Below are 14,852 nucleotides of genomic sequence, written 5' to 3'. Positions count from 1 at the left end.
CTTCGGGCTCGGCCTGCTGCTCCTCGGCTTCGGCCCCGGCGGCGCCCGCCTGCGCCTGACCGGCCCGCATCGCCGCGCCCTGAAACGCGCCGCGGCCGCGAACGACCCGGTGGCCTTCCGGGCGGCGGTCGCGGGGGCGATGCAGGCGGAACCGGAACTGGCGGCGCTCTGGCGCGGGCGGCCCGCCATCGTCGCGGGTCTGGCGGCCCTCGACCGGGCGGTCTACGCGCCCGCCGGCCGCGAGACGCCCGACCTCGCCGGCCTCGCCCGCCTGCTCGGCCGGTCCGAGCGCCCGCCCCGCGCCGCGAGCGCCGGATCGGACCGTCTCAAGCCCCTCGACGGGCCCGCCTGAAACGGAACGGCGCCGGACCCGAGGGTCCGACGCCGCGAAGTCACCGGCGATGCGATGCCGCTCAGGTGTTCATCGAGTCGAAGAAATCGCCGTTGCTCTTGGTCTGGCGCAGCTTGTCCATGAGGAACTCGATCGCGTCGGTGACGCCCATCGGGTTGAGGATGCGGCGCAGCACGTAGGTCTTCTTGAGCGCGTCCGGCGGGACCAAGAGCTCCTCCTTGCGGGTGCCGGAGCGGGTGATGTCGATCGCCGGGAAGATGCGCTTGTCCGAGACCTTGCGGTCGAGGATGATCTCGGAATTGCCGGTACCCTTGAACTCCTCGAAGATCACCTCGTCCATGCGCGAGCCGGTGTCGATGAGCGCGGTGGCGATGATCGAGAGCGAGCCGCCCTCCTCGATGTTGCGGGCCGCGCCGAAGAAGCGCTTCGGGCGCTGGAGCGCGTTGGCATCGACACCGCCGGTCAGCACCTTGCCGGAGGACGGCACGACCGTGTTGTAGGCCCGGCCCAGGCGCGTGATCGAATCGAGCAGGATCACCACGTCGCGGCCGTGCTCAACCAGGCGCTTGGCCTTCTCGATCACCATCTCGGCGACCTGCACGTGGCGGGTGGCCGGCTCGTCGAAGGTCGAGGCGATGACCTCGCCCTTCACCGAGCGCTGCATGTCGGTCACCTCCTCGGGGCGCTCGTCGATGAGCAGCACGATGAGGTAGCACTCGGGGTGGTTCAGGGTGATCGACTGGGCGATGTTCTGCATCAGCACGGTCTTGCCCGTGCGGGGCGGCGCCACGATCAGCGCGCGCTGGCCCTTTCCGATCGGCGCCACGATGTCGATGATGCGGGGGCTGAAGTCCTTCTTGGTCGGGTTCTCCAGCTCCAGCTTGAACCGTCGCGTCGGGAAGAGCGGCGTCAGGTTGTCGAAGTGGACCTTGTGCTTGATCTTCTCAGGCGACTCGAAATTGATCGTGTTGACCTTGAGGAGCGCGAAGTAGCGCTCGCCGTCCTTCGGGCCCCGGATCGGGCCCTCGACGGTGTCGCCCGTGCGCAGGCCGAAGCGGCGGATCTGGGTGGGCGAGATGTAGATGTCGTCCGGACCCGGCAGGTAGTTCGAGTCGGAGGAGCGCAGGAAGCCGAAGCCGTCCTGCAGCACCTCGACCGTGCCCGAGCCGATGATCTCGATCTCCTTGGCAGCGAGCTGCTTCAGGATGGCGAACATCAGCTCCTGCTTGCGCATGGTCGAGGCGTTCTCGACCTCGACCTCCTCCGCGAAGGCGATCAGGTCGGTCGGCGTCTTCGCCTTGAGGTCCTGGAGCTTGACCTCCTTGACGCCGGCGAGCACCGCCGGGACGGGGGTCGCCTCGGGCAGGTCCTCGCCCGCGGCGGCGTCGTCGGTGAAGGCGTCGGGATGTGCAGTCATGGAGTGTCTTGAACCGACGTGGGACGTGGGAGGGAGGGACGAGGGACGTTCGGGGATGGAAGATCCGGGCCTGACAACTCGAGGGTCAGTCCGCGCGGGCCTCGGGATGAGGCACCGGGCATCGGGCTCGCGCGTCGCGACGGGACCCGTGGCATCGGTGGAACGGAGCCGCCTGGGCTCACGGATGCGGTGCGGCGCTCGATCTTTTTGGGAGGGCGCCTGACGCATACCGCGTTTCCGCCGCCGGCTCAAGTCCCGGATTCAGTCCGTGGCGGAGCCCCGAACCCGCGGTCGCGGGGCGCGTTGAGCAAGGCTTTTACGCGAACCCGGATGTCCGATGCCGTCACGCTCCGCCCGCCGCCCGGCCCCCGCCCTCCTCGCGGGCCTGGTCCTCTCGGGCCTCGCCGTCCTGCCGGCCGCGCCGGCCTCCGCCGAGAGTCCGGCCAAGGCCTACCAGTACGGACGCCAGCTCGGCGCCGCCTGCCGGCCGCCGCTGAAATTCGCGGCCGGGGCCTGCGTGCGCCGCTGCCCGGCCGGCTTCCAAGACAACGGCCGAACCTGCCGCCGCCGCACCATGCGCTGGTGAGCGCTCAGCGCCGCCGGAGCCGGACGTAGAGGGCGCCGCCGCCGCCGTGGTGGCGGGCCGCCTCCTCGAAGCCCAGCACGAGGCCGCGCAGCTCCGGCCCGCGCAGCCAGTGCGGCACGCTGCGGCGCAGGACGCCGCGCTCCGAGAACGGGCCGGCGAAGTCGCCCCCGCCCGAGTCGCCCTTGCCCGTCACCACGAGGACGTGGGCGTGGCCGGCCGCGCGGGCGCGCATCAGGAAGCCGGTGAGCGCGGCGTGCGCCTCGCTCTGGATCATGCCGTGCAGGTCGATGCGGGCCTCGACCGCGAGCGTGCCGCGGCGCAGGGCGAGGCGGGCCTGCCGCTCCAGGCCGGCGGGCGGGCGCGGCACCTGCGGCGGCGCCCGGTAGGGCGCGGCGGTCGGCATCGGGACCACGGGCTTGGCCGGCGCGGACTTGGCGAGCGCGGGCTTGGCCGGCGCGGCCTTCGCCGGCGCGGGCTTGGCGAGTCCCGGCCCGGCCGGCGCAGGGGCCAAGGCGACCTTCGGGACCTTGGCGGGACCGGGCTTGCCCGGACGCTTCGCGGGCGCGGCCGCCGCCAGCGCCTGCGCGAACTCGTCGGCGAGGGACCGGGACGGAATGGCCGGCGCCGGCCGGGCCGGCATCCGGGCCGGGCTCGTCCCGCCCGCGCCCGGGGAGGCGCCCGGGGAAGACTTGGCCGGGGAGTTGGCCGGGGAAGACTTGGCCGGGGAGGACTTGGCCGGCTCCGCCTTGGCGGCCGGCTCGGCCCGCGGCCGGGCGCGGGCGCGCAGGGGCGTGATCAGCTTGGCGATCTCGGCCCAGAGGCGGGCCTCGTCGCCGGAGAGCGTGCGGGGGCGGCGCGGGCGGCGCATGGCGGCTTCCTCAGCGCCCCGGCCCGGCGGCCGGGTCCGCCCCCGTCCCGGAGGCGGGTTTGGGCAGCAGCACCACGAAGCCGACGGCGTCGCGCAGGTTGCCGGCGGCGATCCCGGCCTCCGCGCCCGTGCCGAGGTAGAGGTCGCCCCGGGCCGGCCCGACGATGGCCGAGCCCGTGTCGGCGGCGACCACCAGCCGGCCGGCCTCGGGCGGCGTGCCGCCGGGCAGGCGTCCCTCCAGCCAGAACGGCAGGCCGTAGCGCCAGAGGTTGGCATCGACCGCGAGGCTGCGGCCGGGGCTGAGCGGCGCGCCGGCCGCGCCCTGGGGGCCCAGCGCCGGGTCGGCCACGGGCGCGAGGCGAAAGAAGATGTAGGAGGCGTTGGCGCGGATCAGCCGGCGGGCGGTCTCGGGGTTCTGCCGCATCCAGGCGGTCCAGCGGGCGAGCGTCAGCCCATCGAGCGGCAGGTGGCCCTCCTGCACGATCAGCTTGGCCACCGCCGTGTAGGGCCGGCCGTTGCGCCCGTCGTAGAGCACGCGCACGCCGCTCCCGTCCGGCAGCCGCACCCGGCCGGAGCCCTGGACCTGCAGCACCAGGAGATCGACGCGGTCGCGCAGCCAGAGCAGCGGGCGGGCGCGGGGGCCCAGCGCCCCGTCCTCGATCGCGGCCCGGTCGGGATAGGGTTCCAGACGGTCGCCGACCGCGCGGGCCGCCCTGAGGCTCGGGTCCAGGCCCGGTCGCACCTCGCCGGGGGCGAGGCTGACGAGGTCGTCCGGCCGGGCGAGCACCGGCGCGGCGTAGCCCGGCGTGGGCGTGAGGGACCCCTCCAGCTCCGGCTCGAAATAGCCGGTGAGGAAGCCCGTGCGGCGCTCAGGGTCCTGTCCCTCGGCCGGGCGCACCACCCGGTAGGCGTCGAAGCGCTCGGCGAAGAAGGCCCCGGCCCGCTCCGGCGGCGTCCCGGCGGCGGCCGCGCAGGCGGCGGCGAGATCCGGGGCCGAGCCGGCCACCGTCGGCGGGGCCGGCACGGCCGGCGCGGGGGCCGCGCAGACCCGCCGGAAGGCGTCGAGGGCGGCGGCCGGGTCGGCCCCGGGAAAGCCCGGCAGGGCGGAGACCGCCACCGGCTCGAGCACCGCGCCGCCGACGCGAAGCGGCCCGGCCGCGTGGGCGGCCGGGCCGGCGAGGAGCGTTCCGGTCAGGAGGGCGACGGCGAGCGCGCGCCCTCCCTGTCTCGACGAGCGTGGCATGGCCGCGTCACACGGGGTTCAGGCGCCCGCCTCGGTCGCGACGAGCTGCCAGTTCGGGTCGCGCGAGCCGAGGGTCCGGGCGAAGGTCCAGACGTCGGGCACCTCGACCACCGTCTCGGCGCTGCCGTCGATGACCGCGCCGTTGGCGTCGCGGGTCGCGGTGATCAGGTTCGAGAGGAAGCGCACGGTGACCTGGGCGACGCGGTTGCGCACCTCCACCGCAACGATCTCGGCCTTGTCGATCGACACGAAGGTGGTCTCGAGCGTCTGGCGGTTGCGCTCGCGCTCGGCGATCGCGCCCTCGAAGGCCTCGCCGACCTCCTTGGAGAGGAGGCTGCGCAGGGTCTTCCGGTCGCCCTTGGCGAAGGCGATCATGATCGCCTCGTAGGCGCCCTTGGCGCCCTCCAGGAACGCGCGCGGGTCGAAGCTCGGCTCAGCCTGCACCGCCGCCTCCAGGCCGCGGGCGACGGCCGAGCCCGGCTCGGCGATGCCGCGCCAGTCGCGGGCGGGCGTGCCCTGGACGCGCTCGGGCGCCGCCCGGTCGGCGCCGGGCAGGCGGACCACGTTGTCGCCCTCGCCCCGGGCCTGCGGCTCCGCGCGCCCCCGTTCCACCGGCTTGAACGGCGAGCGCTCGGCCCCCGTCTTCTGGCCGAGCACCGAGCGCAGGCGCCAGATCACGAAGACCGCGAGCGCCAGGAAGATGATGGTCGTGAGGTCGAAGGTATCCTGCATCACCGATCCGAGTGCCGGCTGCGGCGAGCCGGCGTCCAGAGAATTCCGCGCGGGGATCCTTGAGAACCTATCCCGCGGCGCCCCGTGAGAGTCCCCCGCGGAACGCCGCACCGGTGGACCGGGCAGACGTCGCACGACACTGCTCTTACCCGACCGCCGCGCGAGGTGCGAGCCGGATTCGCCGGGCGAGCCGCCCGGACGATCTCCGCCATATGGGACAGGGGGCCGGCCGGTTCCAGCCGCCCCGGCCCGCTTCGCTGCGCCCGGTCCCGCTCCGGTGCGCCCCGGCACCTCGCCCGTCCGCGGCGGCGGGATGGGCGGGATGACATCAGGTCGGCGCTCGGCCGGCCCGCTCGCTTGTTCCGCTGGGACGGGCATGTTAGCGGCCTGCCCGCCTGAATCGCTTCCCGCGCGGCCCCGAATACCCGGCGCGCCGCGCAGGACGGTGTCCGGACCCGGCGCCGGCGCGACACTTTGAGGAGGATAACCGCCATGGCCGACTCTCCGGCTCCGAACGGCAACGGCGGCGCGCCGCAGGGCGAGGCTCAGCCCACGATCAACGCGCTGGCGCAGTACGCCAAGGACCTCTCGTTCGAGAACCCGAACGCGCCCCGCTCGCTCCAGCCCCAGGAAGGCCAGGGCCCGCAGATCAACATCCAGGTCAACGTCAACGCCCAGCAGCTCTCGGAGACCGACTTCGAGGTGGTGCTGGCGCTCGAGGGCGACGCCAAGGTGAACAACGAGGTCCTGTTCGCCTTCGACCTGAAGTACGCCGGCATCTTCCGGATGCTCAACATCCCGCAGGATCAGATCCACCCGGCGGTGATGATCGAGTGCCCGCGCCTGCTCTTCCCCTTCGCGCGCCAGATCGTCGCCGAGGCGGTGCGCAACGGCGGCTTCCCGCCGCTCTACATCGACCCGATCGACTTCGTCGGCCTCTACCGCCAGCGCGCCTTCGAGGCCCAGCAGCAGGCCGGCGGCCCGCTCGCCTCCTGACCCGCCGCGCGGGCGCCGTCGAGGATTGCCGACCCCGGCCGCACGCGCGGCCGGGGTTTTTTCATGAATCCTTTTCATGGGTCCATTTCGGCCCGTCCGGGGTTTCTGAGCCGGGCGGCCCCGCTTCGGCCGGGCCGCCAGCCCTTCGCCCGCGGGGACGGCGCCTCTTGGCCGCAGCCGGGCTTGACCGCACGGCTTGGCGGTACAGGTCCCGCCCCGGAATTCCGGAACCCTAGGATCGCATGCTCGCCACCCACCACCTCGCCCTGATCAACGTCTTCACCGGCGACATCCAGGGCGGGCTCGGGCCGTTCCTCGGCACCTGGCTCGCGGAGGCGGCCCAGTGGAGCCCGGCGCGGGTCGGCTTCGTCACCACCCTCGTCGGCGTCGGCGCGCTGCTGCTCAGCGGACCCTTCGGCGCTCTGGTCGACCGCCTGGGCCGCCCGCGCCTCCTGATCGGCCTCGCCTGCGCGGCGATCCTCGGCGGCACCCTGCTGCTGCTGCCCGCGCGCAACGTGCCGGGGGTGTTCGCCGCGCAGATGCTGGCGGCGGCCGGCGGCACCCTGCTGCTGCCCGCCGTCACCGCGCTGACGCTCGGCATCGTGGGCAAGGAACGCTTCCCGAAGCAGCAGGGCCGCAACCAGGCCTTCAACCATCTCGGCATCCTGCTGGCGGCGGGTCTGATCAGCCTGGGCACCGGCTGGTTCGGGCCGGCGGTGGCCTTCTGGGTCCTCGGCGCCATGGCGGTGCTGGCGATCGTCGCCACCGCGACGACGCCCGGCCACTGCTACAACGAGCGCCGGGCCGTGGGCTGGAAGGAGGATGCGGACGACCAGCCGCAGCGGGCCGGCCTGAAGAGCGTGGTGGGCAACCGCAAGCTCCTGGTGCTGGCGGTGGCGCTGACCCTGTTCAACCTCGGCAACGGCGGCATGCTCTCGCTGCTCGGCCAGAAGCTCGTCGCGACCGCCGCCGACGCCACCAGCTGGACGGCGCGCTACGTGATGGTGGCCCAGCTCGTGATGGTGCCGGTGGCGCTCTTCGCCGGCTCGCTCGCCGACCGCAGCGGCCGCCGCAAGCTCCTGCTGCTCGCCATCGCGGTGCTGCCGGTGCGCGCGGCGCTCTCCGCCTTCATCGACGACCCGTACTGGCTGATCCTCCCCGAGATCCTCGACGGCGTAGCCTCCGGCATCGTCGGGGTGGCGGTGCCGATCGTGGTGGCCGACCTGACCTGGGGCTCGGGCCGGACCCAGACGGCGCTGGGCTCCCTCAACGCCGTGCAGGGCATCGGCGGCGCGCTCTCGGCCTGGTACGGCGGGCTCGCCCAGCAGTTCCTGGGCTGGACCGGCGCGTTCCTGGCGCTCGGCGCCCCCGCCCTGGTGGCGCTCGCCCTGGTGATCTGGCTCGACGCGACGCCCGAGCCCGGCCGGCGCGCCCGCCGTCGGCAGGCCCGCGCGGCGCCCCAGCCGGCCTGATCCGGCCTCACGAAACGTCGAGGTGCGGAACCCCGGAGGACGGGGCCTGTTGCGCCCGAGATGTCCGCCCGGCGCCGCCGGGTCCTTGTTTCGCCGCGCTCTACCGTGCCGAACCGGCGTCCGCGTCGGCTGGGAGCGCGCCAGCCCGAGTCCCGAGGCCCCGATGCTCGAGAACGCCACCGGCCGCACGCTGGTCACAGAGGAGCCGCGCGAGACGCCCTGGCTCAGCGTCGTCCTCGGCTACGGACCGATGCTGCCCTTCGTGGCCGGCGCCGCCGCCGCGTGGTGGCAGCGTGGGATGTGGGACGAGCTGATCCTGCTCGCCACAATCCTGTACGGCGCTGCGATCCTGCTCTTCCTCTCCGGCGTCCGCCGCGGGGTCAGCTTCCGGACCGAGGGCGGCCCGACCGTCGTGCAGATCGCCACGATGTTCGGCCTGTTCTGCCTCGGTCTCGGGGCCCTGCTCACGGTGGTGATCCTCGGCAACCGGGTGATCGCGCTCGACCTGCTCATCGCGGGCTTCGTCGCGATCGCGATCCTCGACCCCATCGCGGCGCGCCGGGGCGAGGCGCCCCTGTTCTTCGCGCGCCTGCGGCCGCTGCAGATCCCGATCGCGGTGCTCAGCCTCGTGGCGCTGCTCGTGCTGAAGCTGACGGCGCCGTACTGACCGGGGGCCTCGCGGGAGGCGCGGCCGTTTCACGTGAAACGAACGGTTAAGCCTGTTCCGCTGGGTCCCCTGCCGTAGGGCGGCCGGGGCCCTCTCACTTGCCGATGCAGAAGCTGGAGAACAGGCGGTCGAGCACCGCCTCGACGCCGACCCGGCCGCTCACCTCACCGAGCGCCCGCGCGGCGAGGCGGAGATCCTCGGCCACGAGTTCCGGCGGCGCCTCCGCGCCGGCCCGCGCGACCCGGTCGAGATGGGCGGCGCAGCGCGCGAGGGCCTCCCGGTGCCGCTCCCGGGTGACGATCCCCTCGCCCGCGCCGAGCGCCGCCTCGGCGCGGGCGCGGACCGCCGCGAGCAGGGCCTCCATCCCCGCACCCGTCAGCGCCGAGACCGCGAGGCCGCCGGCCTCGCCCGCCGCGCCGCCGAGATCCGCCTTGGTCCGCACGCGCAGGAGGTCGGCCGCCTCCGGCAGCGCCTCCGCGGCGCCCTCGGCGTCGAGCAGCAGCACGAGGTCGGCCTGGGCGATCCGGCGCCGGGTGCGGGCGATGCCCTCCGCCTCCAGCGCGTCCTCGGTCGCCCGCAGGCCCGCGGTGTCGACGAGCAGCACGGGAAGTCCGCCGAGGTCGAGCCGCACCTCGATCACGTCGCGCGTGGTGCCGGGCCGGTCGGAGACGATGGCCGCGTCGCGCCGGCTCAGGGCGTTGAGCAGGGTCGACTTGCCGGCGTTCGGGGCCCCGGCGAGCACGACCGTGTAGCCCTCGCGCAGGCGCTCGCCCCGGCGCCCGTCCGCCAGCGCCGCCGCGACCGCGTCGCGCACGGCCGTCGCCCGGCCGGTCAGGGCGCGGTCGAGGCCCGCCTCGTCCACGTCGCCCTCGTCGGAGAAGTCGAGGGCGGCCTCGGCGCCCGCGAGGCAGGTGAGGATCTCCTCCCGCCACGCCTCGACCTGCCGCCCGAGCGCGCCGTCGAGCTGGCGCAGGGCCTGCCGGGCCTGGGCCGCGGTCTCGGCCTCGATCAGGTCGGCGACGCCTTCCGCCTCCGTGAGGTCCATGCGCCCGTTGAGGACCGCGCGCCGGGTGAAGGCGCCGGCCTCGGCCGGGCGGCAGCCGGGGAAGTCCGTGAGCGCCCGGATCACCCCGGCGCGCACCGCCGCGCCGCCGTGCAGGTGCAGCTCGGCCATGTCCTCGCCGCTGAAGGTGTCGGGCCCCGGCATCCAGCAGACCAGCGCCCGGTCGAGGACGGCGCCGTCCCGCGGGTCGCGCAGGGTGCGCAGGGCGAGGCGGCGCGGCGGCGGCGGCGTCCCGCCGAAGGCCGCGAGCACGGCCGCGCAGGCCGGCCCGCTGAGCCGGATCACCGCGACGGCCGCCCGCCCGAAGCCGCTCGCCGGCGCGAAGATGGTGCTCTGGTCGTCCATGGTCCCCTGGCCGTCCGCGCCGTTGCGCCGAGATCCGGTGCGCGCTCTATCACACCCGGCCCCGCGGCGTGCGCGCCGGCACCGTCGCGGCGCCGGGCCGGTGCAGGATGACGCGCCGTCGCGGCGGCCGCGACAGGGAGGACGGATCATGATCCAGGCAGGCTCGGCGCCCACGCGCCGCGGGGTCGCGGGCTGGCTCGGCGCGGGCCTCGTGCTGGCCGCCGGGCCGCTCCGGGCGGCGGGCGGAGAGGCGGCAGACGGAGAGGCGACGGGTGGGGAGGCGCCGGCCGCGCGGCTGGCGGCGCTCGCCGCGCGGGTCGGCGGCCGCGTCGGCGTCGTGCTGCGCGAGAGCGGCGGCGAGACCCTGCTGGCGCTCGGCGCGCAGGAGCGCTTCCCGCTCTGCAGCACCTTCAAGGTGCTCGCCGCCGCCGCGATCCTGGCACGGGTGGAGCGGGGCGCCGAGCGCCTGGAGCGCGCGCTGCCGCTCGGGCCCGACGACCTGCAGAGCTACGCCCCCGTCGCCCGCGCGAAGGTCGAGGCGGCGGGGGCCGGGACCACGATGAGCCTGGAGGAGGCCTGCGCGGCGGCGCTGGTCTGGAGCGACAACACGGCCGCGAACCTCCTGCTCGACGCGCTCGGCGGCCCGGAGGCGCTCACCGCCTTCCTGCGGGCGCAGGGCGACGCGACCACCCGGCTCGATCGCCGGGAGCCGGAACTCAACAGCGCGCTGCCAGGCGACCCACGCGACACCACCACCCCCGCCGCGATGGCCGCGACCCTCGACCGGCTGCTGCTGGGCCCCGCCCTCGCCCCGGCCTCCCGGGCGCGGCTGGAGGGCTGGATGGTCGGCTGCCGGACCGGGCTGAAGCGCCTGCGCGCCGGCCTGCCCGCCGACTGGGTGGTCGGCGACCGCACCGGCACGGGCGACAACGGCACCGCCAACACCGTCGCCCTGCTGCGCCCGCCCGGGCGTGCGCCGCTCGTCGCGGCGGTCTACATCACCGGGACGGCGGGGCCGGCCGAGGCGCGCGACGCCCCCCATGCCGAGGTCGGCCGCATCGTCGCGGCGCGCGTCGCAGGATCCTGACCCGATGGCCAAGGCCACCCCCGCCACCCGCGCGCTCGACAGGATGGGCATCCCCTATAGCCTGCACGCCTACGCGTACGACCCGGAGGCGCCCCGCATCGGCCTCCAGGCGGCCGAGGCGCTGGGCGTCGGCCCGGACCGGGTGCTCAAGACCCTGATGGCCGCTGTCGACGGGAAGCCTGTCTGCCTGCTCGTCGCCTCCGACAAGGAGGTCAGCATGAAGCGGGTCGCGGCGGCCTTCGGCGGCAAGGCCGCCGCGATGCTGAAGGTGCCCGACGCCGAGCGGCTGACCGGCTACCACGTCGGCGGCATCAGCCCGCTCGGGCAGAAGCGGGCCGTGCCGACGGCGATCGATGCCGGCTCCCTGGCCACGGACGCGGAGATTCACGTGAACGGCGGCGGGCGTGGGCTGCAGATCCGGATCCGGCCGGACGACCTCCTGCGGGCGCTCGGCGCGCGGACGGCGACGCTGACCTGAGGGTTTAACCGCTCGTTTACCCTGGCCGCCGCACGGTCGGCGCGAGCGAGGCCGGAGGAGCAGGGTGCGGGTGAGGATGCGCGCGAGCCTGGCCCTCGGGATCCTGCTGCTCGGAACCGCCGCCCTCGGCGCGGCCGACCTGCTCGACCGGCCGCCTCCGCCGCCCGGAGCCGGTCCGCGCTGCGCCCCGCGCTACTTTCCCCGCGGCGACGGCGAGGAGACCGTGTCGCGCTGCGTCGCCCCCGTGCCGGTGCCGGCCGGCTGCGTGCCGCGGCGCGCGCCCGTGCCGACGGACGCGCCCGACGACCCGAGCTATGCCGGCTCGGCCTACGGGCTGGGCAAGCCGAGCTACTACGGCTTCACCCCCCCGCTCGGCTGGGACGACCCGTTCGACCGGGCAGTGCTGCCCTACTGCCCCTGACGGGGTGCCCCTGACGGGGTGCCCCCACGGGGCAGCGGGCTGGTGCGGCGCGGGCGCGCGGATTAAGTCACCGTCACCGTCCGAGCCGGAGCCCTGTCCCGTGTCGAGCCTCCACCTGCCGCCGCAGCGCTTCTCCGACCTTGCCGCCCTGCGGGCGCAGGTCGCAGCCTGGCGTGCGGCCGGCGAGCGGGTCGTGCTGGTGCCGACCATGGGCGCGCTGCATGTCGGCCACCTCGCGCTGGTGGCCGAGGCCAGGCGCGCGGGCCGGGCGGTCGTCAGCATCTTCGTGAACCCGACCCAGTTCGGCCCGAGCGAGGATTTCTCGCGCTATCCGCGGGACGTGGAGGCCGACCTGGCCCGCCTCGCCGAAGCGGGTGCGGACGCCGCCTGGACCCCTGAGGTCGCCACCATGTACCCGCCGGGATTTGCCACCCGCATCGAGGTCGCGGGGCTGACGGAGGGGCTGTGCGGGGCCTTCCGGCCCGGCCACTTCTCGGGCGTCGCCACGGTGGTGACGAAGCTCCTCAACCAGGTGCGGCCCGACATCGCCCTGTTCGGCGAGAAGGATTTCCAGCAGCTGCAGGTGATCCGCCGCGCGGCGGCCGACCTCGACCTAGGCGTGGAGGTCCGCGGCGTGCCCACGATCCGCGAGGCGGACGGCCTCGCCCTGTCCTCGCGCAACCGCTACCTCACGCCGGAGGAGCGGGCCGCCGCGCCCCGGTTGCACGCGGTGCTCGCCCGGGTCGCCGAGGCCGCGCGCGCGGGCGCCGAGACGGCCGGCGCCTGCGAGGCCGGCACCGGCGACCTGGAGCGGGCGGGCTTCCGGGTGCAGTATCTGGCCGTCTGCGACGCCGACACGCTGGCGCCGGTCGCCCGCGTCGCGGGCCCGGCCCGGGTGCTGGCGGCGGCCTATCTCGGCCGGACGCGCCTCATCGACAACCTGCCGGTCTAGCGGCCGCTCCCGGAGATCGTTCCATGCCCGACACCACGGACGTCCCGGTCAGCCGCTACCCGGTCCCCGCGCTCGACGCGATGCCGGAGGACATCCGCGCGCGCATCCTGCGGGTGCAGGAGAAGTCCGGGTTCATCCCCAACGTCTTCCTGATGCTGGCCTACCGGCCGGACGAGTTCCGCGCCTTCATGGCCTACCACGATGCGCTGATGGACAAGCCGGGCGGGCTGACCCAGGCCGAGCGCGAGATGATCGTGGTGGCGACCTCGGCGGCCAACCAGTGCCAGTACTGCGTCGTCGCCCACGGCGCGATCCTGCGCATCCGGGCCAAGGACCCGCTGATCGCCGACCAGGTGGCGGCGAACTACCGCAAGGCCGACATCACGCCGCGCCAGCGGGCGATGCTCGATTTCGCCCTGGCGATCGCCCAACGGGCCCAGGAGGTCGGCGAGGCGGACAGCGCGGTGCTGCGCGAGCACGGCTTCGACGACGACGACATCTGGGACATCGCGGCGATCGCGGCCTTCTTCGGCCTGTCGAACCGCCTGGCGAACTTCACGAGCCTGCGCGCCAACCCGGAATTCTACGCGCTGGGACGCGGCCGGACCTGAGATCGTCCGGGCCCTCGCGACGCGGACGGGCCCCCGGGAGGGAGACGGCATGACCGACCTTGCGCGGAACAAGGCCAACGTGATCGCCTTCTACGAGCTGATGTTCAACGCCTGCCGGCCGCGCGAGGCCCTCGCGCGCTACGCCGGCGCCGAGTACATCCAGCACAACCCGCACGTGGCGACCGGCCGGGACGGCTTCGTCGCCTATTTCGAGCGCATGGCCCGCGACTGGCCGGGTAAGCGGGTCGAGGTCAAGCGGGCGATCGCCGAGGGCGATCTCGTCGTCCTGCACTGCCTCCAGCACTGGCCGGGCGACCACGACTACGCCGCCATCGACATCTTCCGGCTCGACGCCGACGGGAAGATCGTCGAGCACTGGGACGTGCTGCAGGTTCTGCCGGAGACGTCGGCCAACCCGAACGGGATGTTCTGAGCGAGCCCGCGGATCAGGTCCGCGGAATCCGGTGCAGGGCGAAGAAGTCCAGCATCGCCCGGGAGGCGTCGGGCCCGCGCGGATCGGTGTAGCTGCCGCGCGGGCTGCCGCCGGACCAGGCGTGGCCGGCGCCGCGCACGCGCCAATCCTCCACCAGCACCCGCCCGCTCCGGTCGCGGTAGCGGGTGCGGGTGTAGGGATGGCCCTCCCCCGCGAAGCGCTCGGGCGCGGCGTCGAGCTCGGCCGCGCCGGCCTGGGCCAGCACGAGGTCGGCGTTGCGGGCGCTCACGGTGCCGTCCTCGTCGCCGTGGAACACGATGGTGGGCACGCGCACGGCCCCGGACGAGCCCGGGCCCGCGATCTCCGCCCCCCCCGCGCCCGCGCGCATCGCCATCAGGGCCGAGGTGAGGTCCCAGGCGCAGCCGGCCGCGAGGCCCGAATGGATGCCGACCGCCGCGTAGAGGTCCGGATAGGCCCGGGCGACGTTCACGGCCGCCGCGCCCCCCGCCGAGAGGCCCGCGATGTAGACCCGGGCTGGGTCGAGCCCGTGCTCGGCCACGAGCGCGCGGGTCATGTCGGCGATGATCGCGGACTCGCCGGCCTCGCGGCCCTGGTCGCGCGGCTCGAACCAGTTCCAGCAGCGCTGCCCGTTGGCGCGGCGCGACTGGCCCGGATAGACGACGTAGAGCCCGTCCCGCTCGGCCAGCGCGTTCATCGCGGTGCCGGCGGCGAAGTCCTCCGGCGTCTGGGTGCAGCCGTGCAGCATCACCACGAGCGGCGCGGGCGCGCGCGGCCGGCTCGGGACGAAGAGCTTGTAGTCGCGCCCGCCCGCCGCGCAGGCGAAGTGCCCGTCCGTGAAGCTGCCGCCAGAGGATTCGCCGGGGGATTCGCCGGGGACTTGGCCCGGGACCTCGCCCGGCATCCCGGCCGGCCCGCGGGCGCGGCCGCCGGCCAGGCTGTCGAGGCCGAAGCCCTCCATCCCCTTCAGCACCGGCGCCACGCCGCGCCCGAGACCCCGCACGACGCCCTCGACGGCCGCGCGCACCCGCTCCGGCGACAGCACGGACTGGAGCGGTTCGGCGGTCGTCCTCTCGGACGGCGCGTCGCCCTGCGGCGATGGGGGCGGCAG

Annotated in this window: 16 protein-coding genes and 1 pseudogene; 11 read left to right on the top strand and 6 right to left on the bottom strand. The window is 75.0% G+C overall.

All coding sequences use genetic code 11. The features are described from left to right. A pseudogene (locus AX737_RS34810) lies at window positions 1-352 on the top strand (hypothetical protein); the annotation flags it as partial. Between the two features lie 61 nt (window positions 353-413). Here the strand turns inward: AX737_RS34810 and rho are convergent. After that, window positions 414-1,769, bottom strand: coding sequence for a transcription termination factor Rho (rho, locus tag AX737_RS23870; RefSeq protein WP_066925722.1), 1,356 nt, complete (start codon window positions 1,767-1,769; stop codon window positions 414-416). Window positions 1,770-2,106: 337 nt separating this feature from the next. Between rho and AX737_RS23865 the strand changes: the two genes are divergently transcribed. Then, window positions 2,107-2,355, top strand: coding sequence for a hypothetical protein (locus AX737_RS23865; RefSeq protein ID WP_238230021.1), 249 nt, complete (start codon window positions 2,107-2,109; stop codon window positions 2,353-2,355). 4 nt (window positions 2,356-2,359) lie between these two features. Here AX737_RS23865 and AX737_RS23860 read toward each other — a convergent pair whose 3' ends face one another. Genes AX737_RS23860 through AX737_RS23850 form a run of 3 tightly spaced genes read right to left on the bottom strand, consistent with a single transcriptional unit; the run spans window position 2,360 to window position 5,198 of the window. After that, window positions 2,360-3,223: a Smr/MutS family protein gene (locus AX737_RS23860; protein WP_066925720.1), complete on the bottom strand. Its 864-nt coding sequence runs from the start codon at window positions 3,221-3,223 to the stop codon at window positions 2,360-2,362. Between the two features lie 10 nt (window positions 3,224-3,233). Beyond that, window positions 3,234-4,466: a murein transglycosylase A gene (locus AX737_RS23855; protein WP_082773267.1), complete on the bottom strand. Its 1,233-nt coding sequence runs from the start codon at window positions 4,464-4,466 to the stop codon at window positions 3,234-3,236. 18 nt (window positions 4,467-4,484) lie between these two features. Then, window positions 4,485-5,198 carry a Tim44/TimA family putative adaptor protein gene (locus AX737_RS23850; RefSeq protein ID WP_066925717.1) on the bottom strand — a complete coding sequence of 238 codons (714 nt, stop codon included), beginning with the start codon at window positions 5,196-5,198 and terminating at the stop codon, window positions 4,485-4,487. 492 nt (window positions 5,199-5,690) lie between these two features. Between AX737_RS23850 and secB the strand changes: the two genes are divergently transcribed. The 3 genes from secB (at window position 5,691) to AX737_RS23835 (ending at window position 8,333) form a co-directional block, all read left to right on the top strand. Continuing rightward, window positions 5,691-6,194, top strand: coding sequence for a protein-export chaperone SecB (secB, locus tag AX737_RS23845; protein ID WP_066925714.1), 504 nt, complete (start codon window positions 5,691-5,693; stop codon window positions 6,192-6,194). 242 nt (window positions 6,195-6,436) lie between these two features. Then, complete coding sequence (locus AX737_RS23840; RefSeq protein ID WP_066925711.1) at window positions 6,437-7,666, top strand: MFS transporter; 1,230 nt, start codon at window positions 6,437-6,439, stop codon at window positions 7,664-7,666. Between the two features lie 163 nt (window positions 7,667-7,829). Beyond that, window positions 7,830-8,333 carry a DUF3429 domain-containing protein gene (locus tag AX737_RS23835; RefSeq protein WP_066925708.1) on the top strand — a complete coding sequence of 168 codons (504 nt, stop codon included), beginning with the start codon at window positions 7,830-7,832 and terminating at the stop codon, window positions 8,331-8,333. A 94-nt stretch (window positions 8,334-8,427) separates the two neighbouring features. Here AX737_RS23835 and mnmE read toward each other — a convergent pair whose 3' ends face one another. Continuing rightward, on the bottom strand, window positions 8,428-9,741 hold the full coding sequence (gene mnmE / locus AX737_RS23830) for a tRNA uridine-5-carboxymethylaminomethyl(34) synthesis GTPase MnmE (RefSeq protein WP_066925705.1): 1,314 nt from the start codon (window positions 9,739-9,741) through the stop codon (window positions 8,428-8,430). A 148-nt stretch (window positions 9,742-9,889) separates the two neighbouring features. Here mnmE and bla point away from each other — a divergent pair, with 148 nt between their 5' ends. The 6 genes from bla to AX737_RS23800 all read left to right on the top strand — a co-directional run bounded on the left by bla (window position 9,890) and on the right by AX737_RS23800 (window position 13,723). Beyond that, on the top strand, window positions 9,890-10,828 hold the full coding sequence (bla, locus tag AX737_RS23825) for a class A beta-lactamase (RefSeq protein ID WP_066925702.1): 939 nt from the start codon (window positions 9,890-9,892) through the stop codon (window positions 10,826-10,828). A 4-nt stretch (window positions 10,829-10,832) separates the two neighbouring features. Beyond that, window positions 10,833-11,306 carry a Cys-tRNA(Pro) deacylase gene (ybaK, locus tag AX737_RS23820; protein ID WP_066925699.1) on the top strand — a complete coding sequence of 158 codons (474 nt, stop codon included), beginning with the start codon at window positions 10,833-10,835 and terminating at the stop codon, window positions 11,304-11,306. Between the two features lie 76 nt (window positions 11,307-11,382). Continuing rightward, window positions 11,383-11,727: a hypothetical protein gene (locus tag AX737_RS23815; RefSeq protein ID WP_066925697.1), complete on the top strand. Its 345-nt coding sequence runs from the start codon at window positions 11,383-11,385 to the stop codon at window positions 11,725-11,727. A 100-nt stretch (window positions 11,728-11,827) separates the two neighbouring features. After that, complete coding sequence (gene panC, locus AX737_RS23810; RefSeq protein ID WP_066925693.1) at window positions 11,828-12,679, top strand: pantoate--beta-alanine ligase; 852 nt, start codon at window positions 11,828-11,830, stop codon at window positions 12,677-12,679. Window positions 12,680-12,702: 23 nt separating this feature from the next. After that, entirely contained in the window at window positions 12,703-13,290 is a 588-nt protein-coding gene (locus AX737_RS23805; protein WP_066925690.1) for a peroxidase-related enzyme, read from the top strand. Between the two features lie 49 nt (window positions 13,291-13,339). Next, window positions 13,340-13,723, top strand: a complete 384-nt coding sequence (locus AX737_RS23800) for a nuclear transport factor 2 family protein (RefSeq protein WP_066925687.1) — start codon at window positions 13,340-13,342, stop codon at window positions 13,721-13,723. Between the two features lie 13 nt (window positions 13,724-13,736). On the opposite strand, the gene AX737_RS23795 is transcribed toward AX737_RS23800, so the two are convergent. Next, window positions 13,737-14,852: PHB depolymerase family esterase (locus tag AX737_RS23795; protein ID WP_066925684.1), on the bottom strand; the 1,116-nt coding region annotated here is incomplete at its 5' end.

It is taken from the genome of Methylobacterium sp. CCH5-D2, assembly GCF_001556475.1.
Lineage (GTDB): Bacteria > Pseudomonadota > Alphaproteobacteria > Rhizobiales > Beijerinckiaceae > Methylobacterium > Methylobacterium hispanicum.
This window is presented reverse-complemented; position numbering and strand designations above follow the sequence as displayed.

Excerpts from the sequence above, each read along its gene's own strand:
- rho (WP_066925722.1), bottom strand. The coding sequence starts at position 1,769 with ATGACTGCACATCCCGACGCCTTCACCGACGACGCCGCCGCGGGCGAG.
- AX737_RS23865 (WP_238230021.1), top strand. The coding sequence starts at position 2,107 with ATGCCGTCACGCTCCGCCCGCCGCCCGGCCCCCGCCCTCCTCGCGGGC.
- AX737_RS23860 (WP_066925720.1), bottom strand. The coding sequence starts at position 3,223 with ATGCGCCGCCCGCGCCGCCCCCGCACGCTCTCCGGCGACGAGGCCCGC.
- AX737_RS23855 (WP_082773267.1), bottom strand. The coding sequence starts at position 4,466 with ATGCCACGCTCGTCGAGACAGGGAGGGCGCGCGCTCGCCGTCGCCCTC.
- AX737_RS23850 (WP_066925717.1), bottom strand. The coding sequence starts at position 5,198 with ATGCAGGATACCTTCGACCTCACGACCATCATCTTCCTGGCGCTCGCG.
- secB (WP_066925714.1), top strand. The coding sequence starts at position 5,691 with ATGGCCGACTCTCCGGCTCCGAACGGCAACGGCGGCGCGCCGCAGGGC.
- AX737_RS23840 (WP_066925711.1), top strand. The coding sequence starts at position 6,437 with ATGCTCGCCACCCACCACCTCGCCCTGATCAACGTCTTCACCGGCGAC.
- AX737_RS23835 (WP_066925708.1), top strand. The coding sequence starts at position 7,830 with ATGCTCGAGAACGCCACCGGCCGCACGCTGGTCACAGAGGAGCCGCGC.
- mnmE (WP_066925705.1), bottom strand. The coding sequence starts at position 9,741 with ATGGACGACCAGAGCACCATCTTCGCGCCGGCGAGCGGCTTCGGGCGG.
- bla (WP_066925702.1), top strand. The coding sequence starts at position 9,890 with ATGATCCAGGCAGGCTCGGCGCCCACGCGCCGCGGGGTCGCGGGCTGG.
- ybaK (WP_066925699.1), top strand. The coding sequence starts at position 10,833 with ATGGCCAAGGCCACCCCCGCCACCCGCGCGCTCGACAGGATGGGCATC.
- AX737_RS23815 (WP_066925697.1), top strand. The coding sequence starts at position 11,383 with ATGCGCGCGAGCCTGGCCCTCGGGATCCTGCTGCTCGGAACCGCCGCC.
- AX737_RS23805 (WP_066925690.1), top strand. The coding sequence starts at position 12,703 with ATGCCCGACACCACGGACGTCCCGGTCAGCCGCTACCCGGTCCCCGCG.
- AX737_RS23800 (WP_066925687.1), top strand. The coding sequence starts at position 13,340 with ATGACCGACCTTGCGCGGAACAAGGCCAACGTGATCGCCTTCTACGAG.